General features: G+C 74.1%; 21 protein-coding genes. 14 read left to right on the top strand and 7 right to left on the bottom strand.

Features of this window, described 5'->3' with window-relative positions; translation table 11 throughout:
- Window positions 1–2: 2 nt before the first annotated feature.
- Window positions 3–1,373, top strand: a complete 1,371-nt coding sequence (locus ABD990_RS12100; protein WP_345380765.1) for a metallopeptidase TldD-related protein — start codon at window positions 3–5, stop codon at window positions 1,371–1,373.
- 29 nt (window positions 1,374–1,402) lie between these two features.
- On the opposite strand, the gene ABD990_RS12095 is transcribed toward ABD990_RS12100, so the two are convergent.
- Window positions 1,403–2,221 carry an alpha/beta fold hydrolase gene (locus ABD990_RS12095; protein WP_345380527.1) on the bottom strand — a complete coding sequence of 273 codons (819 nt, stop codon included), beginning with the start codon at window positions 2,219–2,221 and terminating at the stop codon, window positions 1,403–1,405.
- Between the two features lie 47 nt (window positions 2,222–2,268).
- Window positions 2,269–2,817 (bottom strand): TetR/AcrR family transcriptional regulator, encoded by a 549-nt coding sequence (locus tag ABD990_RS12090; RefSeq protein ID WP_345380526.1) that lies wholly within the window; start codon window positions 2,815–2,817, stop codon window positions 2,269–2,271.
- Window positions 2,818–3,032: 215 nt separating this feature from the next.
- On the opposite strand from ABD990_RS12090, the gene ABD990_RS12085 reads away from it, so the two are divergent.
- A complete protein-coding gene (locus tag ABD990_RS12085) occupies window positions 3,033–4,589 on the top strand; it encodes an MFS transporter (RefSeq protein WP_345380525.1) in 1,557 nt (518 codons plus the stop codon).
- Window positions 4,590–4,658: 69 nt separating this feature from the next.
- Here ABD990_RS12085 and ABD990_RS12080 read toward each other — a convergent pair whose 3' ends face one another.
- Window positions 4,659–5,624, bottom strand: coding sequence for a helix-turn-helix transcriptional regulator (locus ABD990_RS12080; protein WP_345380524.1), 966 nt, complete (start codon window positions 5,622–5,624; stop codon window positions 4,659–4,661).
- Window positions 5,625–5,677: 53 nt separating this feature from the next.
- Here ABD990_RS12080 and ABD990_RS12075 point away from each other — a divergent pair, with 53 nt between their 5' ends.
- The 8 genes from ABD990_RS12075 (at window position 5,678) to ABD990_RS12040 (ending at window position 15,723) form a co-directional block, all read left to right on the top strand.
- Complete coding sequence (locus tag ABD990_RS12075; RefSeq protein ID WP_345380523.1) at window positions 5,678–6,394, top strand: alpha/beta fold hydrolase; 717 nt, start codon at window positions 5,678–5,680, stop codon at window positions 6,392–6,394.
- Between the two features lie 226 nt (window positions 6,395–6,620).
- The gene (locus tag ABD990_RS12070) at window positions 6,621–6,950 is read left to right on the top strand and encodes a hypothetical protein (RefSeq protein ID WP_345380522.1); all 330 of its coding nucleotides are present in this window, start codon (window positions 6,621–6,623) and stop codon (window positions 6,948–6,950) included.
- A gap of 377 nt (window positions 6,951–7,327) precedes the next feature.
- Window positions 7,328–9,169: a phosphoenolpyruvate carboxykinase (GTP) gene (locus tag ABD990_RS12065; protein WP_345380521.1), complete on the top strand. Its 1,842-nt coding sequence runs from the start codon at window positions 7,328–7,330 to the stop codon at window positions 9,167–9,169.
- 205 nt (window positions 9,170–9,374) lie between these two features.
- Window positions 9,375–9,644 (top strand): DUF3311 domain-containing protein, encoded by a 270-nt coding sequence (locus tag ABD990_RS12060; protein ID WP_345380520.1) that lies wholly within the window; start codon window positions 9,375–9,377, stop codon window positions 9,642–9,644.
- Window positions 9,641–11,299, top strand: a complete 1,659-nt coding sequence (gene mctP / locus ABD990_RS12055; RefSeq protein WP_345380519.1) for a monocarboxylate uptake permease MctP — start codon at window positions 9,641–9,643, stop codon at window positions 11,297–11,299. Before ABD990_RS12060 ends, mctP begins: the two co-directional genes overlap by 4 nt.
- A gap of 212 nt (window positions 11,300–11,511) precedes the next feature.
- Window positions 11,512–13,551 carry a hypothetical protein gene (locus tag ABD990_RS12050; RefSeq protein WP_345380518.1) on the top strand — a complete coding sequence of 680 codons (2,040 nt, stop codon included), beginning with the start codon at window positions 11,512–11,514 and terminating at the stop codon, window positions 13,549–13,551.
- Window positions 13,552–14,645: 1,094 nt separating this feature from the next.
- Window positions 14,646–14,984, top strand: coding sequence for a DUF3024 domain-containing protein (locus ABD990_RS12045; protein WP_345380517.1), 339 nt, complete (start codon window positions 14,646–14,648; stop codon window positions 14,982–14,984).
- A 160-nt stretch (window positions 14,985–15,144) separates the two neighbouring features.
- Window positions 15,145–15,723, top strand: coding sequence for a peroxidase-related enzyme (locus ABD990_RS12040; protein ID WP_345380516.1), 579 nt, complete (start codon window positions 15,145–15,147; stop codon window positions 15,721–15,723).
- A gap of 29 nt (window positions 15,724–15,752) precedes the next feature.
- On the opposite strand, the gene ABD990_RS12035 is transcribed toward ABD990_RS12040, so the two are convergent.
- The 4 genes from ABD990_RS12035 to ABD990_RS12020 all read right to left on the bottom strand — a co-directional run bounded on the left by ABD990_RS12035 (window position 15,753) and on the right by ABD990_RS12020 (window position 19,290).
- Window positions 15,753–16,613, bottom strand: a complete 861-nt coding sequence (locus ABD990_RS12035; protein ID WP_345380515.1) for a type 2 periplasmic-binding domain-containing protein — start codon at window positions 16,611–16,613, stop codon at window positions 15,753–15,755.
- A 79-nt stretch (window positions 16,614–16,692) separates the two neighbouring features.
- Window positions 16,693–17,454, bottom strand: coding sequence for an amino acid ABC transporter ATP-binding protein (locus ABD990_RS12030; RefSeq protein WP_345380514.1), 762 nt, complete (start codon window positions 17,452–17,454; stop codon window positions 16,693–16,695).
- Window positions 17,451–18,359 carry an amino acid ABC transporter permease gene (locus ABD990_RS12025; RefSeq protein ID WP_345380513.1) on the bottom strand — a complete coding sequence of 303 codons (909 nt, stop codon included), beginning with the start codon at window positions 18,357–18,359 and terminating at the stop codon, window positions 17,451–17,453. Before ABD990_RS12025 ends, ABD990_RS12030 begins: the two co-directional genes overlap by 4 nt.
- Before the next feature lie 10 nt (window positions 18,360–18,369).
- Window positions 18,370–19,290, bottom strand: coding sequence for an ABC transporter substrate-binding protein (locus ABD990_RS12020; RefSeq protein WP_345380512.1), 921 nt, complete (start codon window positions 19,288–19,290; stop codon window positions 18,370–18,372).
- Between the two features lie 208 nt (window positions 19,291–19,498).
- Between ABD990_RS12020 and ABD990_RS12015 the strand changes: the two genes are divergently transcribed.
- The 4 genes from ABD990_RS12015 to ABD990_RS12000 all read left to right on the top strand — a co-directional run bounded on the left by ABD990_RS12015 (window position 19,499) and on the right by ABD990_RS12000 (window position 23,923).
- A complete protein-coding gene (locus ABD990_RS12015) occupies window positions 19,499–19,828 on the top strand; it encodes an antitoxin (RefSeq protein ID WP_345380511.1) in 330 nt (109 codons plus the stop codon).
- 402 nt (window positions 19,829–20,230) lie between these two features.
- Complete coding sequence (pdhA, locus tag ABD990_RS12010) at window positions 20,231–21,445, top strand: pyruvate dehydrogenase (acetyl-transferring) E1 component subunit alpha (protein WP_345380510.1); 1,215 nt, start codon at window positions 20,231–20,233, stop codon at window positions 21,443–21,445.
- A 1-nt stretch (window position 21,446) separates the two neighbouring features.
- Window positions 21,447–22,418, top strand: a complete 972-nt coding sequence (locus ABD990_RS12005; protein WP_345380509.1) for an alpha-ketoacid dehydrogenase subunit beta — start codon at window positions 21,447–21,449, stop codon at window positions 22,416–22,418.
- Window positions 22,419–22,420: 2 nt separating this feature from the next.
- A complete protein-coding gene (locus ABD990_RS12000) occupies window positions 22,421–23,923 on the top strand; it encodes a dihydrolipoamide acetyltransferase family protein (protein ID WP_425569580.1) in 1,503 nt (500 codons plus the stop codon).
- Window positions 23,924–23,959: the final 36 nt, after the last annotated feature.

Here is a 23,959-nt window from a genome sequence, read left to right as displayed (position 1 = left end):
GCATGCTCGGTCCACAGGAGTCGGTCGAGCGGGTGCTGGCCGCGGCCGCGCACCTGACTGGCTGCGCCGTGATCGTCTCGGAGACCAGCGAGGCCGTGCTCCGCTGGGCCAACTCGACGATGACCACCAACGGGCACACCACGTCCGCACGGGTCACCGTGATCGCGTTCGTGGACGTGCCGGGCGGTACCGCCGCCGGGACCGTCTCGTCCGGGGAACGGATCACCGAGCGCGAGCGGCTCGCCGACCTCGTCGGGGCGGCCGAGCGCAGCGCCCGGGACGCCGGGCCCTCGCGCGACGCCGCGCCGCTGCCGGAGCCGACCGGCGACGCGGACCCGGCCTGGGCCGAGCCGGCCGCGGCGACCTCGATCGCCGTCTACACCGACCTGGCCGCGGGCCTCGCCGAGGTCCTGGCCGGACCGTCGCGCCAGTTCGGCTTCGCCGACCACTCCCTGACGACGACGTGGCTGGGCACCTCCACCGGCGTCCGCCGCCGGTGGGTCCAGCCGACCGGCTCGGTGGAGCTGAACGTCAAGAACGCCGACTCCTCGGCCTGGACCGGCACGGCGACCACCGACTTCACGGACGTCGACGTACGCGCCCTGGCCGCCGAGGCCGAGCAGCGGCTGGCGTGGGGCGCGCGGAAGGTCCGCCTGGAGCCCGGCCGGTACGAGACGGTGATGCCGCCGTCGTGCGTCTCGGACATGCTCGTCTACGCGGGCTGGTCGATGGAGGGCCGGGCCGCGCAGGAGGGGCACAGCGCGTTCACGGGCAAGGCCGGCGTCGGCGAGCGGCTCACCGACCTCCCGCTCACGCTCTTCTCCGATCCCGCCGCGCCGGGTCTCGAGTACGAGCCCGTGGTGATCACGTCGAGCTCCGGCGGCGGGGTCAGCGTGTTCGACAACGGAGCCCCCACCCGCCGCGTCGACTGGATCCGGGGAGGCGTGGTCGACGAGCTCGTCTACTCGCGGGCCGAGGCGGCCGAGTTCGGCACCGCGTTCACCCCGCCCGGCGACAACCTGCTGCTCACCGGCGGCTCCGCCGCGACGCTCGACGAGATGGTCGCCCGCACCGAGCGCGGCCTGCTGCTGACCTGCCTCTGGTACATCCGCGAGGTCGACCCGGCGACGCTGCTGCTCACCGGGCTGACCCGGGACGGGGTGTACCTGGTCGAGGGCGGCGAGGTCACCGCCGAGGTCGACCACAACTTCCGGTTCAACTACTCGCCGCTGGACATGCTGCGGCGCACCACGGAGGTGGGCCGCACCGAGCCGGCGCTGCCGCGGGAGTGGAAGGACTGGTTCACCCGCGCGCGGATGCCCGCGATGCGGATCCCGGACTTCCGGATGTCGTCGGTGTCCCTGGGGAAGTGATCAGGCGCAACTGATCCGCGGACGGCCGGTCACCGCCCGAGGTGCCGGTCGAGGAACTCCCCGATCAAGGGGGTGAGCGCCGCCGCCCCGGTGAGCGGGGCCCACTGCCCCGCCCCCGGCACGGCCGCCCGCTCCCAGTCCGGCCGGGCCTCGGCGAGCACGTCGACGAGCGCGCGCACCGGCTCGAGCGAGCCCGGGTCGTGGATCAGCAGGGTGGGTGCCTCGGCGGTCGCCACCTCGGCCAGGGTGAGCCCGGGGTCCGTCAGCGCCTCGAACTCGGCCAGCCGGTGGGCGAGGCCCCGGTCGATCGCCGCCCGCCGCTCGGCGGGCAGCCGGTCCCACACCCCGGGCCCCAGCCAGTGGTCGGTCAGCTCGCGCGCGGCCTCGTCCGGGCGGCCGGCGGCGAGGCCGGCCCGCAGCCGGTCCCGCGAGGCCCGGACCGCGTCGAACAGGTCGTCCCGCCCGGCCCGGGCGAGCAGCGCGAAGGGCGTCGGCTCGACGAGGACCAGCGCCCGGACGCGCTCGCCGAGCTCGACGGCGGCCCGCATGGCCACCGCCCCGCCGAAGGAGTGCCCGACCAGTCCCAGCCGCTCCGTGCCGCCCGCCGTCACCGCGTGCACGAGCCGGACCGCGTCGGTCAGCGTCTGCGGCCGGTCACCGGTCCACGGCGGAGTGGCGCCGTGGCCGTGCATCTCGAGCGTCAGCACCCGGTAGCGGTCCAGCAGCGAGTCCACGAGCCGGTCCCACACCCGGCGCCCGCCCGCGATCGAGCCGAGCAGCACGACCGGCGGGCCCGCCCCCACGCGGTCCACGTCCACCTCGACGACCCCGCGTCGCACCAGCACCATCCGATTCGTCCCTCCGGGCCGGGGGTTCGGCCGGAGGGGACCCGGCGTTAGCCGCGCGGGATGGAGATCAACAACTCCCGCAACCGGGCGACCAGCGCGTCGACGCCGACGTCGCCGGTCAGCGGGGCTCCGGTCAGGGTCCGCAGGTAGAGGCCGTCGCCGACCAGTTGCACGAGCCAGGAGAGCACCGGGTCCGGGATCTCGGTGCGCAGCGCGGTGAGCCCCTGGGCGTCGACGTCGGCGAGGGCGCGCCTGGTGGCTTCGCCGGTGGTGCTGCCGTCCGCGATGCGCAGCGCGGCGAGATAGGTGCGGGTGAGCCCGACCGGCGACGCGGCGCCGGGCACGGAGGTCTGCAGGTAGTAGGCGACGGCGCCGTCCGGGTTCCCGCGCATGTGCTCGACGTCGGCGGCGCTGCGCTCCCGCAGCCGCTGCAGCAGGCCCTCGGCCAGCGCCTCCTTGGACCCGAAGTGGTAGAGCAGGCCGCCCTTGGAGACCTCGGCCGCGGCCGCGACGGCCTCGAGCGTGGCGCTCGCCGGACCCTGCTCGATCAGCAGCGTCTCGTAGGCGTCCAGGACGCGGTCGCGGGCGCTCGGCACATCCGGACCCTACCCACAGGCCCTGCGGTGAGGCCGCTCACCAGCGGAATGACGGGCTGGACCCGCCGGTTGGAGCGACTGTACCGTCTGGACGGTAGAGCTGTACCGTCCAGACGGTACAGTCATGTTCCCGCCCCCTCTCGCGCCCCGAGGGCACCGCCGACCCCGCGCCGCCCGACCCCGCGCCGCCCGACCCCGCAAGGACCCGCACCGCCATGACCGCCACGCTCCCGACCCGCTCCCCCGTGTCGCCCGGCACCCGCGCCGGCCTGCGCGAGTGGCTCGCGCTCGCCGTGCTCTTCCTGCCGACGCTGCTGGTCGCCGTCGACAACACCGTGCTGGGCTTCGCCCTGCCCGCTATCAGCCGCGCGCTGCGCCCCGAGGCGACCACCCTGCTGTGGATCGTCGACGTCTACCCGCTGGTCCTGGCGGGCCTGCTGATCGCGATGGGCGGGCTCGGGGACCGGATCGGGCGCCGGCGACTGCTGCTGACCGGCATCACCGGCTTCGGCGCGGTGTCCCTGCTGGCCGCCTTCGCCACGGACGGGACCCACCTCGTCGCGGCCCGGGCCGCGCTCGGCCTCTTCGGCGCGATGCTGATGCCCTCGGTGCTGGCGATCCTGCGCACGGTCTTCGTCGACCGCACGCAGCGCAGGCTCGCGCTGGCCGTCTGGGCCACCGCCTTCGCCGCCGGTGCCGCGCTGGGCCCGATCGTCGGCGGGCTGCTGCTGGAGCACTTCTGGTGGGGCGCGGTCTTCCTGGTCAACGTGCCCGTCGCGGTGCTGGTGCTGATCGCGGCCCCGCTGGTGCTGCCCGAGTCGCGGATGGCGCACCCCGGCCGCCCGGACCTCGGCGGCGTCGCGCTGTCGATGCTCGCCGCCGTGCCCGCGGTCCTCGCGATCCACACGGTCGGCGAGCACGGCCTCACCGTCGCGGCCGTGGTCGAGGCGGCCGTCGCGGCCGCGGCCGGGGCGCTGTTCGTGCGGCGCTGCCGGGAGCTGCCGCGCCGTGGTCGCAGGCCGCTGATCGATCTCGACCTGTTCGCGTCCCCGGTGGTGCGGATGTCCGTGCTGGCCAACGCGACCACGATGTTCGCCCTCACCGGGCTGCTGTTCTTCGCGGCGCAGTACCTGCAGCTCGTGCTCGGCCGCTCCCCGCTGGAGGCCGGCCTGGTGCTGGTCCCCGGGATGATCGCGACGATCCTCGCCGGGCTGGGCGCCGCGGGGCTGGCCAGGCGCTTCCCGCTGCGGGTGCTGGTGCCGGCGGGCCTGACGCTCGCCGCCGCGGGCTACGCGTTCTGCACACGGCTCGGCGTCGGCTCCGGCGCGACGCTGCTCCTGGTCGCCGCGGTGCTCATCGGCGCGGGCATCGGTCTGTCCGAGACGATCACGAACGACGCGATCCTCGCCGCCGCACCCGTCGACCGGGCCGGGTCGGCGTCGGCGGTCGGCGAGACCGCCTACGAGCTCGGCGCGGTGCTGGGGACGGCGGTCCTCGGCAGCGTGCTGAGCGCGGTCTACCGGGCGGCCGTGGCGGTGCCCGCCGATGCCGCCCCGGGGGTGCCGCTGGGCGGCGAGGCGTCGGGGACGGCACGCCAGACGCTGGGCGGGGCGGTCGACGTCGCCGCCGGTCTGCCGGGCCCGGCCGCGGACGCGCTGCTCGTCTCGGCGCGGCAGGCCTTCGCCGTCGGCGTCGACGTCACCGCCGGGGTGGGCACGGCCGCGCTGCTGCTCGTCGCACTCACGGTCGTCCTGGGCCTGCGCCGCCGCTGAAGCCGCCCAGGAGCGGGGTTCGGGCGCGTGGTGGATCCCTCCTGCTCTCGGACGCGACGCCTGGGCGCGTCAGGGATCCATGACGCGGCTCGTTCCCGCGTCCTCGGCGAGGCGGGCGGCGAGCCGGGCCACCGCCTGCCGGACCTCGTCCGGCCGCACCACGGTGAACCGCCACGCCAGTCCGGCGAGGGCGCGGGCCATCCCGTCCGCGTCCTCGGCCCGCGCGCGCAGGAGCGCGCCCTCGGGATGGGGCACCACCGTGCCGAGCCAGGCAGGCCAGCGCCGGGCGACGTCCGCGGGCGGGCCGTGCACCAGGACCTCCACCTCGAGCCGGTAGGGCACCTCCGCCAGCCCGGCGACGACGTGCGCGACCGGGTCGAACCCCTCCGGCGCCGCGAAAGCGGCGCCGGTCGGCTCGACCCGGCCGACCCGGTCCAGCCGGAAGGTGCGCACGGCGCCGCGGCGGTGGTCGTGCCCGGTCACGTACCACCGTCCGGAGTGGAAGACGAGCCCGTACGGGTCCAGCTCGCGGGTGCTCTCCTCGCCCCGCCACGACCGGTACTCCAGCCGCACCCGCCGCCGGTCCCGCACCGCCTCGCCGAGCCCGAGCAGGACCGCGGCCGCGGGCGCAGTGCCGTCGCGGGCCGCGGTGGTGAAGCCGAGGGCGCCGGCCACGGCGGCGACCCGGTCGCGCAGCTCCGCCGGCAGCACCCGCTCCACCTTCGCCCGCGCGCTCGCGACGGCGGGGGCGGCCGCGTGCATCCCGGTGCGCTCGGCGGCGAGCAACCCGAGCACCACGGCGACGGCCTCGTCCCCGGACAGCATCAGCGGCGGCAGCTTGTAGCCGGGCAGGAGCCGGTACCCGCCGTACCGCCCGCGCTCGGCGACGACCGGGACCCCGAGGCCCTCCAGCGCGGCGACGTACCGCCGAACCGTCCGGACGTCGACCTCCAGCCGGTCGGCCAGCTCCGGCCCGGTCAGCCCGGGACGGGCCTGCAGGAGCTCCAGCAGGGCGAGCACGCGACCGGCCGACATCCGTCCAGTAAACAGGACGGGATCAGCCCGGATTCGATTCTATTGTTCAACCCATGACGACATACGTGCTGGTCCCCGGGTTCTGGTTGGGTGCGTGGGCGTGGGACGCGGTCGCCGCGGAGCTGCGCGCCGCCGGCCACGAGGTGCACGCCGTGGAGCCGGGTCACGAGCCGGAGGCCACCGCGGAGAGCCACGTCGAGGACGTGCTGCAGGCCCTGGAGAAGGCCGGCCCGGCGGTCCTGGTGGGGCACAGCGGCGGTGGCCCGGTCTGCGCGGCGGCCGCCGAGCGGGCCCGGGAGCGGGTCACGCGGCTCGTGTTCGTCGACACCGGCCCGCTGCCCGACGGCGTGGCCCAGGTCGAGTTCAACCCGCCCGAGGCGCAGGAGTGGATCCGTTCCCGGATCGCGGAGCACGACGGGGTGCAGCCGATGCCCACGCGCGCCGAGTTCGCCCGGCTGGGCACGAGCACCGAGGGCCTCGACGACGAGGCCTTCGCCGCGCTGCACGCCCGCGCGCTCGCCGAACCGGCCGGCGCGATCCTCACCGGCGCCCGGCGCGCCACGCCGGATCCGTCCCTGCCGAAGACGGTCGTGGCGTGCAGCTTCACCGAGGCGCAGGCGCGCGAGCTGATCGCGGCCGGGGTACCGGCCTTCGCCGAGATGGCCGGGCCCGAGTGGTCCTTCGCCGAGCTCCCCACGGGACACTGGCCGATGCTCAGCGAGCCCGTGGCGCTGGCCCGGCTGCTGCTCCGGCTCGGCGATCCGGTGTGACGGCGGGCGGCCGCCCCGAGGGGCCGGGCGAGTACCCCGCTCGTCCCGCGCCCAAACGCCGTTCGGCGCATTCCCTCGTCGTCCCCGGGTGCCCGCCCGGCGCGTCGCGCCGTTCCGGGCGTACCCGGTCCGCACCATGTCCGTTGAGCCTCGGGTCGGGTGAAGTCAACGAGGAGCTGTCCCGCGCCACCGACGCCGCGGCCGGCGAGTGCGAGGAGGTCGGACCGTGTCCCTGGACGCTGTGAGCGCGTACACCCTGGTCGTGGGCGACGAGGACGGCCCGGCGGACGTGCAGGTGTTCTCCACGGCCGAGGCCGCCTGGCGCGCGCTGGACGCGGAGATCCGCCTCCGGTGCGGCATGCGGCCCCGCCCGCGGCGCGTCACCGACCCCGAGGCGGCCGCCCGGCTGGCCGACGCCTGGCGCGCCGGCGAGCCCGAGACGCGCTTCTGGCAGGTGCAGGCGCACCGGCTCCCGATCCTCCTCCCGGCCATCGCCGGCACCCCCGCCCGGCCCACCGGTCGGCCCACTCGCACGGGTGCGTTGCGCAGCGCCTGAAGAGCGCGGGAATTGCTGTTCCGCCGGGCATGGTTGCGCATTTCGAATTCCTAAGCCCTGAGCGCGATTTCACACCGGTGTCATGACCCCGTCGCACCCCTGAACCACGGGACCCGCCGCGCGGCCCCGCGGTCACGTCACGGACCTGCCCGGATCCGCCGCGAATGCGGTGGTGAGGGGTTTTGTCAGCACAAACTGTATCGATTCCATGATCGGTGTTGTGAGTCAATCGACAGTTCGCATCGATGTGTGGAACGGGGCCGGACCGGTAACCTCCGTAGTCATCTTTCCCCGTTACAGGCCTCGTCCCGACCAGGCGAGGCTCTGCCAGCATTCCCCGGCCGGGGAACGGGGGCCGGCCAGGCTAGGAGACTCACATGACCGCAGCGACCGTCCCAGGGATCGACGATGCGCCCACGACCAACGCGCGCCTGCTGTCATGGGTGCGTGAGATCGCGGAGCTGACGACGCCGGAGGCCGTCGTCTGGTGTGACGGGTCCGACGCCGAGTGGGACCGCATGACCAGCCGGCTCGTCGAGGCCGGGACCTTCGTGAAGCTGAACGAGGAGAAGAAGCCCAACAGCTTCTACGCCGCCTCGGACCCGGACGACGTCGCGCGGGTCGAGGAGCGCACCTTCATCTGTTCGGCCACCGAGGAGGGCGCCGGCCCCACGAACAACTGGGCCGACCCCACCGAGATGCGCGAGACGCTGCGCGGGCTGTTCCGCGGCTGCATGCGCGGCCGCACGATGTACGTCATCCCGTTCTGCATGGGCCCGCTGGACGCCGAGCACCCGATGCTGGGCGTGGAGATCACCGACTCCGAGTACGTCGTGGTCTCGATGAGGATCATGACCCGGATGGGCGCCTCGGTGCTGCCGCTGCTGGACGGCCCCGCGGGCGAGAGGTTCGTCCCGGCGGTGCACTCGGTCGGTGCACCCCTCGAGCCGGGGCAGCAGGACGTGCCCTGGCCCTGCAACGAGACGAAGTACATCACCCACTTCCCGGAGACCCGGGAGATCTGGTCCTTCGGCTCCGGTTACGGCGGCAACGCGCTGCTGGGCAAGAAGTGCTACGCGCTGCGGATCGCCTCGGCCATCGCGCACGACGAGGGCTGGCTCGCCGAGCACATGCTGATCCTCAAGCTGATCAGCCCGGAGGAGAAGGCCTACTACGTCGCGGCCGCCTTCCCGTCGGCCTGCGGCAAGACGAACCTCGCCATGCTGCAGCCGACCATCCCGGGCTGGCGCGCCGAGACCGTCGGCGACGACATCGCCTGGATGCGCTTCGGCGAGGACGGCCGGCTGTACGCGGTCAACCCCGAGTTCGGCTTCTTCGGCGTCGCGCCGGGCACGAACTGGAAGACCAACCCCAACGCCATGCGCACGATCGAGGCGGGCAACTCGATCTTCACCAACGTCGCGCTGACGGACGACGGCGACGTGTGGTGGGAGGGCCTCGAGGCGCCGGGTGGGGGGGACAAGCCCGAGCACCTCAAGGACTGGAAGGGCAACGACTGGACGCCGGAGTCCGGGACGGACGCCGCGCACCCGAACTCCCGCTACACCACGCCGATCTCGCAGTGCCCGGTCGTGGCGCCGGAGTGGCAGGACCCGAACGGCGTGCCGATCTCGGCGATCCTGTTCGGCGGCCGCCGCAAGACCACGGTCCCGCTGGTGACCGAGGCCCGCGACTGGCAGCACGGCACCTTCATGGGCGCCACGATGTCCTCGGAGAAGACCGCCGCCGCGGCCGGCGGGCTCGGCCAGGTGCGCCGTGACCCGATGGCCATGCTGCCCTTCCTCGGCTACAACGTCGGCGACTACTTCCAGCACTGGGTGAACGTCGGCAAGAGCGCGGACGCCGGGCAGCTGCCGCGGATCTTCTACGTCAACTGGTTCCGCCGCGGCGAGGACGGCCGCTTCCTGTGGCCGGGCTTCGGCGAGAACAGCCGCGTGCTCAAGTGGGTCATCGAGCGGATCGAGGGCAAGGCCGCCGCGGCCGAGACCCCGATCGGCTACGTGCCCACGCCGGACCAGATGGACCTCGAGGGCGTCGACGCCACCGCGGAGGACGTCGCGGCCGCGCTCAAGGTCGACCCCGAGGAGTGGAAGCAGGAGATCCCGCTCATCGAGGAGTGGTTCGACAAGGTCGGCCACAAGCTGCCGACCTCGATGCGCGACGAGCTCGAGAACCTCAAGCAGCGCCTCGGCATGTGACCGGCATGTGATCGGCTCCTGGCCGACCCCCTGTCACGGACGGCCCGTCCCGGACCCCCGGGGCGGGCCGTTCCGCGTCCGCCGGGTCCCGTCCGGGTGCCGTGATCGAACTCGCCCGGCGCGTGTCCGGCGATCTCCGCGCGGCCGACCTACGATGCGCCGCAGTCCGAGCCTTGCTGGTCGTCGTCGATCGAATCGGGGAGTCATGGCCGCACGCGAAGGAGGGTCCGGGTTCCGCTGGAGCCCGTGGAACCTGCTGCTCCTGGTCCCGCTGCTGATGCTCGTCACGCCGTGGTTCAACAGCACGGACCCGGTGCTGTTCGGGATGCCGTTCTTCTACTGGTCCCAGTTCCTGTGGGTGCCGGTGGGCGTTGTGTGCGTGCTCATCGTCTACCTGCGGACGAAGGGCGACGGTGAGTACGCGCCGGACGCCGACGAGCGGGTCGACGACCTCGACGAGGGGGCGCGGCGATGATCCAGTGGGTGGAGCTGTCCGTCTTCGTCGTCCTCTTCCTCGTGGTGACGGTGATGGGCTTCGTCGCCTCGCGCTGGCAGCGGGGCGGCGGGCTGGACCACCTCGACGAGTGGGGCCTGGGCGGCCGCAAGTTCGGCTCGTGGATCACGTGGTTCCTCGTCGGCGGTGACCTCTACACGGCCTACACCTTCGTCGCGGTGCCCGCGCTGATGTTCGGCGCCGGCGCGATGGGCTTCTTCGCGCTGCCCTACACCGTGGTGTTGTACCCGATCGTCTTCCTTCCGGTGCTGCGGATGTGGTCGGTCTCCCGGGTGCACGGCTACGTGACGCCGGCGGACTTCGTGCGGGGCCGCTACGGCAGCTCGCTGCTGGCCTTCCTCGTGGCTATCACCGGCATCGTCGCCACGATGCCCTACATCGCGCTGCAGCTCGTGGGCCTCGAGGCCGTGCTGCGGACGATGGGGCTCAACGGCACCGGCATCGCCGGGCACCTGCCGCTGCTGGTCGCGTTCGTGATCCTGGCGGTCTACACGTACCAGTCCGGGCTGCGGGCGCCGGCGCTGATCGCGTTCGTCAAGGACATCCTGATCTACCTGGTCATCCTCGTGGCCGTGATCTACCTGCCCGCCAAGTTCGGCGGCTGGTCGGACATCTTCGGCGCGGCCTCGGACAAGCTGGCCCAGCCGAGCCCGGCGACCGGCAAGCCGGCGGGCTCGATCCTGCTGACCGGCAACAACCAGCTGCAGTACATCACCCTGGCGCTGGGGTCGGCGCTCGCGTTGTTCCTCTACCCGCACTCGCTCACCGGTGTGCTCGCCTCGCGCGGGCGGGACGTGCTCAAGCGGAACATGGTGGCGCTGCCGGCGTACTCGCTGCTGCTCGGGCTGCTGGCGCTGCTCGGCTACGTCGCGATCGCCGCGGGCTCCAAGCCGATCACGAACAACGCGACCGGCCGCCCGGACACCAACACGATCATCCCCGTGCTGTTCGACGGCCAGTTCCCGGACTGGTTCGCGGGCGTCGCCTTCGCGGCCATCGGCATCGGGGCCCTGGTGCCGGCGGCGATCATGTCGATCGCGGCCGCCAACCTGTGGACGCGCAACATCTACAAGGAGTACATCCACCGCTCCGCGACGCCGTCCCAGGAGGCGCGGCAGGCCAAGCTGGCCTCGCTCGTCGTCAAGTTCGGGGCGGTGGCCTTCGTGCTGTTCGTCGACCCGCAGTTCTCGATCGACCTGCAGCTCATCGGCGGCGTGATCATCCTGCAGACGCTGCCGGCGGTGGCGATCGCCCTCTACACGCGCTGGCTGCACCGCTGGGCGCTGGTGGCGGGCTGGCTCGTCGGCATGGCGTACGGGATGTACCTGCTCTACCTCATCCCCAACCCGGCGGCGAACAGGGCGCACTTCGGCGGCTCCGCGCTCACCCTCGACAAGCTGACGATCTTCGGCTGGCACCCGTTCGCCGGCTCCCAGGTGCAGATCTACGTGGGCTTCGTGGCGCTGGTCCTCAACCTGCTGGTGGTGGTCGTCGTCTCCGCGGTGCTGCATGCGCTCAAGGTCGGCAACGGCGCGGACGCCACCCAGGGCCCCGACTACCACGCGGACGAGGGCTCGAAGCGGCTCCGCCCGGTTGCGGACGTGCTGACCCACTGAGCCCTGAGGCGGGTCCGGGTGGCGGGGGTCGGGCGAGCGCCCGACGCCCGACCGGACCAACGCGTCGCGTGCGTGCGGCCGAACGAGCCCTGTGCGTGACCGGAACGTCCCGTACGTGTTGCAGGACCACACCGTCGCGGTGGAACATCGTGGCCGCCCGAGCGATACCCCCGGTGACCGCCGGGTTCGACGGCGGTGGCTGGAGGTGAGTGATGGCGGAGATGCGACACGTGGTCCGCCACCTGCCCACGGCGGGGAGCGGGCGGGCGGGGGAGCCGGAGGAGGAGCCCGTGGACGGTGCCGACGGCGCCGGTCCGGGACCCGACGCGCCTCGTGAGGCCTCGGGACTCGGCGACCTCGTGGAGCGGCTGGCGGAACGCGCGGCCGACGAGGCGGAGTCCTCCGCTCCCACCGACGGCTCCGCCGCGGGCCCGCCCCCGGCCGACGCGGCCACCCTCGCCGCGGCCGAGCAGGTCCGCGCCCGGATGGAGGCCGGTGCCGCGCCGGCGGGGCTGCGCCGGCTCGCCGAGGCCCTCGCCGGGAACGACGGCGCCGGATCCCCCGCCGGGGCCGGTGCGGCGGTGCCCCTGGTGCCCCTGGTGCCGCGGCAGCGCACCGCGCCGGACGAGCACCCCGCGCCGCTCACGGACGTCGTCGCGGCGGTCCGCACGGAGTCCTTCCTGGTCCTGGAGGGGCACCGGCCGGAGGAGGTCGCCGCCGCGGTCCGCGACCTCGCGCGGACCGGGCTGCGGGTCGCCGTCACCGCCGCCGGCCTGGTCCGGCTCGACGCCGTCGCCCCCACCGTCGACCGGCTGCCCGCGCTCACCGGGCCCGAGCAGCGCGAACTGCGGCTGCTCCTCGCCACGGCCACCGCCCGCCGGGAGCACGCCGGGCGGGAGATCCCGCCGCCGCCCGCGTTCCCGCCGGTCGACGAGATCCGCGCACTCTGCGCCAACGCCTCCGGCTCCGGGCCGGCCCGCGGCGGGGCGCCGGACCTGCTCCGGGACGTCCTCACCACGCTCGACGAGCCGCGGCTCGCCGCCGTCGCCGGGGTCGCCCGCGCGGTGCGCGCAGCCCTCGACGCCCTCGGCCCGCGGGAGGGCTCCTGGGCGTGGCCGTTGCTCGCCAACCTCGTGCACTCCCGGCACCGGCCGGTGTTCGACGCGCTGCGGGCGACCGCGGCGGCGGCCCTCACGATCGCCGACCGCTCGCGGGACCTGCCGCTCGTCACGCTCGCGGGCCCGCTGCCCCCGCACGCCGGCGAGCTGCTCGTCGACTACCGGGAGTTCCTCGACTCCGGCGGCCGTGCCCGGCGGCGCTTCCGCATCGGGATGCAGCGCGAGGTGCAGCCGGTCCTCGACCTGATCCGGGTCGGCGGGCAGGTCCCGGCCGACGCCCGGTCGGTGCACGCCGCCGTCCTGCACGTCGACCTCGCGACCCGGCTCACCGCCGTCGACGAGGGGTGCCGCGCGCTGCTCGTCCCGACCCCGCGGGACGTCGGCGACCTGCGTGCGCTCGTCGCCGGGCTGGACCGGGTGGACGAGGCGGCGCGGGCGGTCGGCCAGCTGCGCCACGACGTCCTGTTCCTGCACCCCACCTCGCCGATCGCCGTGCCGGACCTGGCCGCCGCCGAGCGGGTCGCGACCGGGATCCTCGACGTCGCCGAGCACGGCTCCGCGGCCGAGGCGGCCGTCCGGCTCGACGCGATCGCGGACGGCCTCGCCGGCTCCGGCCCGGTCGAGGAGCTGGTCGGCGGGCACCGCGCGGCCGTCGAGGCCCTGCGGGCGCGGGACGCCGAGGCCTACGAGGCCGCCCTCGCCGCCCTGGCGCCGGCCCGCCGGGAGGCGGCCGACCAGGCCCGGTGCGACGAGCTGCTGGCCCGGCTGCGCGCCGAGGACCCGGAGGCCGCGGGTGCGTACGCGGACGGGCGCGGGTTCGTGTGGAGCGTGCCGCTGGAGGCGCTGCTGTCCCGGCTGCCGGCCGACGACGTGCTCGACGCCGTCGTGGTGCTCGACGCGGGGGAGCTCTCCGTCGAGCGGCTCCTCGTGGCCGCCGCGGCGCCCCGGCTGCTGGCGGTCGCCGACTCCCGTGCGCACCCCGACGAGGGCGGCCCGACGGTGCTCGGAGCGCTGCAGCGGGCCGCGGCCCCTGTCGTCGCCCCGCCGCGCCCCCCGGATCCGGGCGGTCGTGTGGTCCGCCTCCCCACGGCCCGCCGCCCCGAGGCGCCGAGGCGTGAGCAGGCGGGAGCCTGAGGGTCCCCCGTGCGCGGCGGACCCGGGGTGCACGCCCGGGATCCGTGGTCTTCGTCGGCCGTGGAGCGCAGTGAGCGCGGTTCCCGTTCCCGGGCTCGCGATCGCGAGGAGCGAGGCCGCTCGTGGGACATGATCGATCCGGGTGGGACGCTGCGGCTGCCCGGGCGACACTGCCGTGCCCCTCGCGGCGATCACCGCGACGCTGATCGATTCGAGTGCTACGCGGCTGCTCCGCGCCTCGCATCCGGTGACGCTCGCGATGATCACGGTCCACAGCGCGTCCGCTCGGCGGGTGCGCGGGCGGGCCCACTCTCGAGCGCCGGCATCGGGTGGGCGCGCCGCTCCCGTACGCGAGCGGGCGCGATCGACGCGGACCCGAGGCCGGCACACCCGGCGGCACGCGGCGCATCCGCTCCGGCGTCCTCTCACTCCCGCGAGGCGCGTCGCACACGCGGTCGACGACCCGCGGATCGAGGCCGGCACACCCGGCGGCACGCGGGGCACCGCGCCGGCGCCCTTCCACACCCGCGAGGTACATCGCACATCCGGTCGCCTGCCCGCGGATCGATATCGGCACACCCGAGGGCACGCGGCGCACCCGCTCCAGCGTCCTTCCACACCGCGCGGCATGTCGCACATGCGGTCGACGGCCCGCGGATCGAGGCCGGCACACCCGGCGGCACGCGGGGCACCGCGCCGGCGCCCTCCCACACCCGCGAGGCGCGTCGCACATCCAGTCGACGGCCCGTGGGACGCACGAGAAGGTGTGCCGCTCGGACGACCCGCTCCCGCCCGCGTGTCGGCCCGATTCCCGTCTCGCTCGCCGACCTCGCAGGGACGATCCGCTCCCGCCCGCGTCGGCCCTCTCCCGTCTCGCTCGCCGACCTCGCACACCCCGAGGGGCGTCGCACGGGTCGTCGACGGGGTGTGGGGCGAACCCCGCGGGTGTGCCGCGGCGCCCGGGCGGGTGTGGGAGGGCCGGCGGGGTCGGCGGCACAGCGGCGAGGGCGGATCACGGCCGCCTGGTCACCGGCGGGGAACATCCCGGTCGTGGACCTTCCCCGGCGGCCCCGCAAACGTCATCATCTGCGGGCATGGGGGTGCCCGAGGAGATCCGTACCCGGTTGTCGGACTGGTGCGCGGAGTGTCTGTCCGCGGAGGAGCGCGAGCGCCGCCGGATCGGTTACACGACGGTGGGCGACCACGTGACGATCCTCGACCGCCGCCCGCCCGCGTTCCCCGAGCTGGGCGCCGTCTGGTCCTCCACGCCGCTCGCGCAGCTGCGCAACGAGCCCGGGACCGGGCGCTGGGTGCTCTACATCCCCACGTCCTCCGGCGAGCGCTGGGAGCGTCAGGAGCCCTCGGCCGACGATCCGTTCGTGCTGCTCGACCGCATCCGCTCGGCCGTGCGCGCGGCGGGCGCGGCCGGCTGAGTCCGGACCCGCACGCAACCGGCGGGGCGGCGGGCCGCACACCCCGGTGGGCCACACCCCCCGGCACGCCGCACACCCCGGCAGGTCACACACGCCAGCGACCCGGGGAAGGGCCCCGCACCCGTGTCCGAGCGGCCCCGGCGGAGGTACGGTCCGGGGCATGGGAGAGCACGCGGTGAGTCGCTTCGGGCACGTCGAGCTGGAGGACATGCCCGAGGACCTGCGGGAACGGATCGGCGCGATCGCCGAGAAGTCCGGGTTCGTCCCCAACGTGTTCCGCGCCCTGGCGAAGCGTCCTCGGGAGCTACGCGCCTTCCTCGACTACCACGACGCGCTCATGGACTCCGACGACGGGCTGAGCAAGGCCGAGCGCGAGCTGATCGTGGTGGCGACCTCGGCCGCCAACCACTGCACCTACTGCGTGGTGGCGCACGGGGCGATCCTGCGGATCCGCATGAAGGACCCCGAGATCGCGGACAAGGTCGCGACGAACCCGTTCGCGGTCGAGCTCAGCCGCCGCGAGCGGGCCATCGTGGACCTCGCGCTGCTGATCGCCGCCGACTCCGCCACCGTCACGGACGCCGAGCTCGAGGACGCCCGCGCCGCCGGCCTCACGGACGACGAGATCTGGGACGTCGGCGCCATCACCGCCCTGTTCGCCCTGTCGAACCGCATGGCACACCTGACCGCGCTGCGGCCCAACCCGGAGTTCTTCCTGATGGGCCGCCTCCCCCGCTGACCGGGAGAAGGGACAGCCCGTCACGACCGTCACGGCCGCACGGCGGCGCCGTCGACAGCAAGGTCCCCGAGCAGCCAGCGGTCGAGGATCGCGGCGTAGGTCCCGTCGTCGATGAGCGAGGCCAGCGCGGCGCGGACCGCCGGCACGGCGCGGTTCTCCACGATCATCCCGGCCGTCCCCTCGCCGTACGGGGCGCTCGGCAACGCGAGCTTTCCCTTCCCGAGGACGACGGCGTGGCCCGCGGCCGGGGCGTCTGCGACGAACGCCTCGAGCTGGTCCGCGAGCAGCCGGCGGGTGGCGTCCTCCGCACCGCCGACGGGCACGATCTCGATCTCCGGCCGCCGGTTGTCCAGGCAGTGGAGGTTCTCCTCGGTGACCGCCGCGTGCTGCGCCGACCCGGCGACGACGCCGAGGCGGTGCCCGCAGAGCGTGGTCGGCTCGATGCGGTCGGGGTTGCCGGGCGGCGTGACGATCGCGGTGCGGGCCGCGAGCCATGGCAGCACGCTGCCGCCCAGCGGGGCCTCGGGAACGGGGACCGGCAGGATCCCGACGTCGTGCCGGGCGCCGACCAACGCCCGCGGCAGTGCCGTCGCGGAGACCCCGTCGGTCAACGACCGCAGGCCGAGCCGGGCGGCCACGGCGGAGCCGAGCTCCTCCTCGGGACCGGTCGCCGGCCGGGCGACCCCGGGGACGGCGACCCTCAGCGTCCCGCCGGCGAGACCGGCCGGGAGCAGGGCGACGAGCGCAGGATCGGCCGCCACCTCCGGCAGCGGCTGCTGGACGACGCCGACGGGCGGCGCGGGCGTGGTCGCGCACCCGACACCGCCCAGGAGCAGCGCCCCGGCCGCCAGGACGGCCGCGACGAGCCGGGTCGGTCCTCGCACACGCATGCCTCGATCGTGTCATCCCGCCTGGTCGGTGCCCGATTCGGGTGCTTCGCCCGCTTTCGCCGGGGCCGTCACCGAGACCTCAGAGCACCTTCGAGAGGAACGACCGGGTCCGCTCGTGCTGCGGGTTCGCCAGCACCTCCCGCGGCGCGCCCTGCTCCACGATCACGCCCTCGTCCATGAACACCAGCGAGTCGCCGACCTCGCGGGCGAAGCCCATCTCGTGGGTGACCACGACCATCGTCATGCCCTCCCGCGCGAGCCCCCGCATGACGTCGAGCACCTCGCCGACGAGCTCGGGGTCCAGCGCCGAGGTGGGCTCGTCGAACAGCATGAGCCGCGGCGACATGGCCAGCGCCCGCGCGATCGCCACGCGCTGCTGCTGCCCGCCGGAGAGCTGCGACGGGTAGTTGTCCCGCCGGTCCGCCAGGCCCACCCGGTCGAGCAGCTCGACCGCCCGGGCCCGCGCCGCGGCCTTGTCCTGGCGGCGCACGACGACCGGCGCCTCCATGACGTTCTCGATCGCCGTCTTGTGCGGGAAGAGGTTGAACCGCTGGAACACCATGCCGATGTCCCGCCGCTGGTGCGCGACCTCGGACTCGCGCATCTCGTAGAGCCGGCCGTTGCGCTCCCGGTACCCGACGAGGTGCCCGTCGACCCGCAGCCGGCCGGAGTCGATCCGCTCGAGGTGGTTGATGCAGCGCAGCAGGGTGGACTTGCCGGAGCCCGACGGCCCGATCACGCAGCTCACCTCGCCGGGCTGCACGACCAGGTCCACCCCGCGCAGCACCTCGGTCGCGCCGAAGCGCTTGTGGATGCCCAGGGCCTCGACCATCGGCGTCATGCGGCGACCTCCTCCGGCCGGCGGCGCAGGAAGCCCAGCAGGGACGGTCCCGGCGGTCCGGTCTGCAGCCCGCGCCCGTAGCGCCGCTCGATGAAGCCCTGCCCCACGGACAGGATCGACGTCAGCGCCAGGTACCAGATCGCTGCCACGATGAGCAGCGGGATCGTCTGGAAGTTGACCGAGTAGATCCGCTGCACGGACGTGAGCAGCTCGAAGTACCCGATCACCACGACGAGCGACGAGGTCTTCAGCATGGAGATCGTCTCGTTGCCCGTCGGCGGGATGATCACCCGCATGGCCTGCGGCAGCACGATCCGGCGCAGCGTCTGGGCCCGGGACATGCCCAGCGCGCCGGCCGCCTCGGTCTGCCCGTGCTCGACCGACGCGATGCCGCCACGCACGATCTCGGCCATGTACGCGGCCTCGTTGAGCCCGAGGCCGAGCAGGCAGGCCGCGAACTGGTTGATCAGCTGGTTGGTGTCGAAGGTGACGAACTCCGGCCCGAACGGGACCCCCAGCGACAGCCGCGGGTACAGCGCCGACAGGAAGTTCCAGAACAGCAGCTGCGCGATCAGCGGCGTGCCCCGGAACACCCAGATGTACAGCGCGGCGACCGAGCTGAGGATCCAGTTCGGCGAGAGCCGCATGACGGCCAGCAGCACGCCGCCGACGATCCCGATCGCCATGGACAGGACCGTCAGGATCAGCGTGTTCTTCAGCCCGTTGAGCACGGGCGGTGAGAACAGGTAGTCGCCGACGACGGGCCAGCCGAAGCCGTCGTTGGTCACGATCGTGTGGACCAGCATGGCGGCCAGGACCGCCATGACGGCGACGGCGACCCACCGTCCCGGGTGCCGGACCGGGACGGCGTTCATGGGCTCGGGACGGTCGGGCCGCACTGTCATCGGGGCACGCTCAGGCGTTGATCTGCGAGGTCGGGATGGCCCCGTTGCCGACGTTCCACTTGTCGAGGATGGCCTTGTAGGTGCCGTCGTCCATCAGCGCCTGGACGGCGCCCTGGATCGCCTGCGGGAACTCGGCCTGCCCCTTCTTGAGCACGATGCCGTAGGGCGCGGTGTCGTACGGCTCGCCGACGACCTCGACGGCCTTGTTCGTGGTGGTCACGGCGTAGGCGGCGACCGGTGAGTCCGCGAGCATGCCGACGATGCGCGACGAGGTCAGGGCGAGCGTGACGTCCGTCTGCTGCTGCAGCTCGGTTACCTGGATCGCCGGCTTGCCCTGGGAGGTGCACTCCTGGCTGCGGGTCACGACCTCCTCGGCCTGCGTGGTGCCGGCCTGCACGCCGATCGCCTTGCCGCAGAGGTTGTCCGCGGCCAGTCCGTCCGGGTTGCCCGCCTTGACCGCCAGGCTGGTGCCCGCGGTGAAGTAGCTGACCATGTCGACCGTCACCGTGCGCTCGGGCGTGATGGAGAAGGACGACATGCCGGCCTCGTAGCGGGCGCCGTCGATGCCCGGGATGATCCCGGAGAACTGGCTGTTCTGGAACTCGGCCTGCAGCCCCAGCTTCTGCGCGATCGCCGTGCCCAGGTCGACGTCCATCCCGATGATGGTGCTGCCGTCCGTGTCGGTGAACTCGTTCGGCGGGTACGAGGCGTCCGTGCCGAAGACGAGCTTGCCGTCGGCGGAGACCGACGCCGGCACCTTGGCGGCGAGCGCGTCGTCCTTCGTGGGGGTGGGGATCGCGGGGGCCGAGGTCGCGCCTGCGCCTCCGGTGCCCCCGCCGGAGCCGTCGCCGCCGGAGCCGCAGGCGGCCAGGACGACGGCGAGGGCCGCCGCGGCCAGCGCGGCGGGGATCGTTCTGTTTCGGGCGGACACGCCGGCACCTCCTCATCCGTCCGCGCCGGGTCGACGCGGTCGACGGGATGCTGCCACCTGGCCGCCGGAAGGACATCCCGGAACGATCGTCCGTTACCCGACGGACACATGGTTATGCCGGGCGGCTCCTGGGAACCTGGACATATCACCGGCCGTTGTCGGTGCAGAACGGACGGTGGACGACACCGGACACGACGGGAGGAAGCGCATGGCGGGCTTGTTCAAGAAGCTCGGCGCGCTGGCGGGTGCCGCCGAGGCGGCGCGCCGCTACGCACGGAAGAACCCGGAGCAGGCCGGGAAGTACCTCGACCAGGCGGCCCGGTTCGTCGACAAGCAGACGAAGGGCAAGTACTCCGGGCAGATCCACGGGGTCGCGCAGAAGGCCAAGGGCGTCGCCGGGATCCACGACCGGACGCAGGGCTACGGGCACCCGGGGCAGCCCACGGGGCAGCAGGGCCCGGGGCAGCCCGGACAGCAGTCCCCGGGGCAGGGCTACGGGCCGAACGACCCGCCCGCCGCCCCCTACCGCGGCGCCTGACCCGGAGTCCGACACGCGCTCGACACCGAGCGCGACACACAGCTCGACAGGAGCCCGACGCGGCGCCCGATCCGGGGCCGCACGACGGCCCGGCCGGCCCGGTCACCCAGCACGGGTGGCCGGGCCGTCGTCGTTCCGGCGCCCTGCCCGGCGGGTCCGTCGCTCCGGGTTCCGAGGATCGGACGCCGAACGGAGCCGTGTCCCCACGCACGCGCCGCCGGGTGATCCCGTGGCTTCTCGCGATCCCCCTGCCGGCGCGAGCCGTGCCACTATCGGCCTCACAGGACGTCCGGCGTGGGGCGGCCCACACACCCGAGTGGTCCGTTGCCGGGCGTCCGCCGGCCCGCGGGTCAGTGTCGGAACAGCACGGACCCCGCGTGCCGTGAGCACGAGGAGGAACGCGTGTCCCGTCCACAGAGCTGGGTCCCGACCGATCCCCGATCCGCACCGACCCGGGAGCACGTGCTGTCCGGGCTGAAGGGCACCGACGAGGGCGGTGCCGAACTCGTCCAGCTGCTCACCCCCGAGGGGCAGCGCGTGTCCGACGAGCGGTTCGGCTCCTACGCCGACGACGTCGGCGCCGAGGAGCTCCAGGGCTTCTACCGCGACATGGTCCTGGTCCGCCGCATCGACCGTGAGGGCAACGCCCTGCAGCGCCAGGGCCAGCTGGGCATCTGGGTGCCGCTGCTCGGCCAGGAGGCCGCGCAGATCGGCGCCGGCCGCGCCGCCACCCCGCGCGACATGATCTTCCCGAGCTACCGCGAGCACGGCGTGGCGTGGTGCCGGGGGATCGACCCGACGGACCTGCTGGGCATCTTCCGCGGGACCGACCACGGCTCGTGGGACCCGATCGCGGCCCGGTTCCACCTGTACACGATCGTCATCGGCAACCAGTGCCTCAACGCCACCGGGTACGCCATGGGGCAGCGGTTCGAGGGCAAGGTCGGCGAGGGGCCGGACGCCGAGGCCACGATGTGCTTCTTCGGCGACGGCGCCACCAGCCAGGGCGACGTCCACGAGGGATTCGTCTGGGCCGCCGCCTACGACGCGCCGGTCGTCTTCTACTGCCAGAACAACCAGTGGGCGATCTCGGTGCCGCTCGAGCGCCAGACCCGGGTGCCGCTCTTCCAGCGCGCCCGCGGCTACGGCTTCCCGGGCGTGCGGGTCGACGGCAACGACGTCCTGGCCTGCCTCGCCGTCTCCCGCTGGGCCCTGGAGGAGTGCCGCACCGGCAACGGGCCCGTGCTCATCGAGGCGTTCACCTATCGCATGGACGCACACACGACGTCGGACGATCCCTCGCGCTACCGGCTCGCGGACGAGCTGGAGCTGTGGAAGCTCAAGGACCCGATCGAGCGGGTGCGGGTGAACCTGGTGCGCGAGCACGGCGTCGGGCAGGAGTTCTTCGACGAGGTGCAGGCCGAGTCGGACGAGCTGGCCGCCCGGTTCCGCGCGTTCTGCGTCGCCATGCCGGACCCCGCACCGGACCGGATGTTCTCCGAGGTCTACGCCGAGCCGTCGCCGCAGCTGGAGGCGCAGAAACAGGCGTTCCTGGAGTACCACGCGAGCTTCGAGGCCGAAGGGTCGCTCGCGGGACCGAGCACGGGGGGAGTGTGAGATGACGACGATGACGCTCGCCAAGGCGCTCAACTCCGGGCTGCGCGCGGCGATGGAACGGGACCCGAAGGTCCTGGTGATGGGCGAGGACGTCGGCAAGCTCGGGGGCGTGTTCAGAGTGACGGACGGCCTCGCCAAGGACTTCGGCGAGCAGCGCGTGCTCGACACCCCGCTGTCCGAGAGCGGGATCATCGGCACCGCGGTGGGCCTGGCCATCCGCGGCTTCCGCCCGGTGTGCGAGATCCAGTTCGACGGCTTCGTCTTCCCCGGCTACGACCAGATCGTGTCGCAGCTGGCCAAGGTGCGGTTCCGCTCGCAGGGCAAGGTGCCGATGCCGGTGGTCGTGCGCATCCCGTTCGGTGGTGGGATCGGCGCGGTGGAGCACCACAGCGAGTCGCCCGAGTCGCTGTTCGCGCACGTCGCGGGGCTGAAGGTGGTCGCCTGCTCCAACCCGGACGACGCCCACTGGATGATCCGCCAGGCCATCGCCAGCGACGACCCGGTGATCTTCTTCGAGCCGAAGCGGCGGTACTGGGAGAAGGGCGAGGTGTCCGAGAGCGAGCCCGCCCCGCTGTTCTCCTCGCGGGTCGTGCGCTCCGGCGCCGACGTCACGGTCGCCTGCTACGGACCGTTGGTGAAGACGTGCCTGGAGGCGGCAGCCGCCGCCGAGGCGGAGGGCACCGACCTGGAGGTGATCGACCTGCGCTCGCTGTCGCCGCTGGACCTCGGTCCGGTGTTCGCCTCGGTGCGCCGCACCGGCCGGCTGGTGGTGGTGTCCGAGGCGCCGTCGGAGGCGTCGGTGACCTCGGAGGTCGCCGCCCGGGTGCAGGAGGAGTGCTTCCACTCGCTGGAGGCGCCCGTGCTGCGGGTGACCGGCTTCGACACCCCCTACCCGCCCTCGAAGTGCGAGGACGACTACCTGCCCGATCTCGACCGCGTGCTCGACGGCGTCGACCGCGCCCTGGGGTGGTGAGCGTGCCCGAGACCTTCCGCATGCCGGACGTCGGTGAGGGCCTGACCGAGGCCGAGATCGTGGCCTGGCAGGTCGCCCCCGGCGACCCGGTCACGGTGAACCAGATCCTGGTCGAGATCGAGACGGCGAAGGCGGCGGTCGAGCTGCCCTCGCCGTTCGCCGGGACGGTCACGGAGCTGCTGGCCGAGCCGGGCGCGACGGTGCAGGTCGGTGAACCGATCATCAGGATCGAGACGGCCGGGTCCGGCGAGGGGAAGGGCGCGTTGATCGGCGAGGCCGGCGCCGACGGCCGCATCGCCACCCTGGTCGGCTACGGGCCCCGGCAGGGCGCTGCGCGGCGCCGCCCCCGCAAGGGCGTGCCCGGCGCGGCGGCCGCGGTCGCGGAACCCGCCCGGCCGGTCGAGCCCGAGGTCGCCCCGGTGGTCGCCGGCGAGGAGGCCGCCGCCCAGGTCGGTCCGTCCGCCGCCGCGGCCGCCGCACCGGACCTCGATCAGGGCGCGGGCGGCCGGCCCACCTCCCTCGTCCCGCTGGCCAAGCCGCCGGTGCGCAAGCTGGCCAAGGACCTCGGCGTCGACCTGCGGGTCCTCGCCGGGTCCGGGCCGGGCGGCGTCATCACCCGCGAGGACGTGCGGGCGGCGGCGTCGGCGCAGGCCGCCGGCGGGCCCGGTACGCAGGTGGACCTCGTCGGTGGGGTCGGTGCTCATGCTGAGGCCGAGCCCGCCGGGGCCGAGCCCTCTGGAGCCGAGCCCCCTGGGGCGTCCACCGCGGTCGGGCCCGCGGCGGGTGCGCCTCGGCCCGCGTCGCCGGGCGGTGTGCGCCGGGAGCCCATCCGCGGCGTTCGCAAGGCGACGGCGGCGGCGATGGTGCAGTCCGCCTTCACCGCCCCGCACGTCACGGAGTTCCTGTCGGTCGACGTCACGGCGACGATGGAGCTGCGCGACCGGCTGCGGGCCTCCCGGCCGTTCGCGGACGTCAAGCTCACGCCGCTCGCGTTCGTCGCCAAGGCGGTGTGCCTGGCCGCGCGCCGCACGCCCGCGGTCAACGCGAGCTGGGACGAGCCGGCGGGCGAGATCGTCTACTACGACCACGTCCAGCTCGGGATCGCCGCCGCGACCCCGCGCGGGCTGATGGTGCCGAAGATCCGGGACGCGGACCGGCTCGACCTGCACGGCCTGGCCGTCGCGCTCGGCGAGCTGACCGAGACCGCGCGGGCGGGGAGGACCGCGCCGGCGGACCTGGTCGGCGGCACGATCACGATCACCAACGTCGGGGTGTTCGGCGTCGACACCGGCACGCCGATCCTCAACCCCGGCGAGGCGGCGATCCTGGCCGTCGGCTCGATCAAACCCGCGCCGTGGGTGGTCGACGGCGAGCTCACGGTGCGGACGGTCTGCCAGCTCGCGCTCTCCTTCGACCACCGGCTGGTCGACGGCGAGCAGGGCTCGCGCTTCCTCGCCGACGTCGGCGCCCTCCTCGAGGACCCGGCCACCGCCCTGCTCTGGTGACCCTGCTCCGGTGGCCCCGGCGGCGCCGACACCGCG

Origin of the sequence: Pseudonocardia yuanmonensis (genome assembly GCF_039542425.1) — a bacterium.
GTDB classification, from domain to species: Bacteria; Actinomycetota; Actinomycetes; order Mycobacteriales; family Pseudonocardiaceae; genus Pseudonocardia; species Pseudonocardia yuanmonensis.
The sequence above is the reverse complement of the archived record's forward strand: the minus strand, read 5'-3'. Positions and strand labels throughout refer to the sequence as shown.

What these genes read in the sequence shown, in the direction of transcription:
- ABD990_RS12100 (WP_345380765.1), top strand. Translation starts at nt 3, where the DNA reads ATGCTCGGTCCACAGGAGTCGGTCGAGCGGGTGCTGGCCGCGGCCGCG.
- ABD990_RS12095 (WP_345380527.1), bottom strand. Translation starts at nt 2,221, where the DNA reads ATGGTGCTGGTGCGACGCGGGGTCGTCGAGGTGGACGTGGACCGCGTG.
- ABD990_RS12085 (WP_345380525.1), top strand. Translation starts at nt 3,033, where the DNA reads ATGACCGCCACGCTCCCGACCCGCTCCCCCGTGTCGCCCGGCACCCGC.
- ABD990_RS12080 (WP_345380524.1), bottom strand. Translation starts at nt 5,624, where the DNA reads ATGTCGGCCGGTCGCGTGCTCGCCCTGCTGGAGCTCCTGCAGGCCCGT.
- ABD990_RS12075 (WP_345380523.1), top strand. Translation starts at nt 5,678, where the DNA reads ATGACGACATACGTGCTGGTCCCCGGGTTCTGGTTGGGTGCGTGGGCG.
- ABD990_RS12065 (WP_345380521.1), top strand. Translation starts at nt 7,328, where the DNA reads ATGACCGCAGCGACCGTCCCAGGGATCGACGATGCGCCCACGACCAAC.
- ABD990_RS12060 (WP_345380520.1), top strand. Translation starts at nt 9,375, where the DNA reads ATGGCCGCACGCGAAGGAGGGTCCGGGTTCCGCTGGAGCCCGTGGAAC.
- mctP (WP_345380519.1), top strand. Translation starts at nt 9,641, where the DNA reads ATGATCCAGTGGGTGGAGCTGTCCGTCTTCGTCGTCCTCTTCCTCGTG.
- ABD990_RS12050 (WP_345380518.1), top strand. Translation starts at nt 11,512, where the DNA reads ATGGCGGAGATGCGACACGTGGTCCGCCACCTGCCCACGGCGGGGAGC.
- ABD990_RS12045 (WP_345380517.1), top strand. Translation starts at nt 14,646, where the DNA reads ATGGGGGTGCCCGAGGAGATCCGTACCCGGTTGTCGGACTGGTGCGCG.
- ABD990_RS12040 (WP_345380516.1), top strand. Translation starts at nt 15,145, where the DNA reads ATGGGAGAGCACGCGGTGAGTCGCTTCGGGCACGTCGAGCTGGAGGAC.
- ABD990_RS12035 (WP_345380515.1), bottom strand. Translation starts at nt 16,613, where the DNA reads ATGCGTGTGCGAGGACCGACCCGGCTCGTCGCGGCCGTCCTGGCGGCC.
- ABD990_RS12030 (WP_345380514.1), bottom strand. Translation starts at nt 17,454, where the DNA reads ATGACGCCGATGGTCGAGGCCCTGGGCATCCACAAGCGCTTCGGCGCG.
- ABD990_RS12025 (WP_345380513.1), bottom strand. Translation starts at nt 18,359, where the DNA reads ATGACAGTGCGGCCCGACCGTCCCGAGCCCATGAACGCCGTCCCGGTC.
- ABD990_RS12015 (WP_345380511.1), top strand. Translation starts at nt 19,499, where the DNA reads ATGGCGGGCTTGTTCAAGAAGCTCGGCGCGCTGGCGGGTGCCGCCGAG.
- ABD990_RS12005 (WP_345380509.1), top strand. Translation starts at nt 21,447, where the DNA reads ATGACGACGATGACGCTCGCCAAGGCGCTCAACTCCGGGCTGCGCGCG.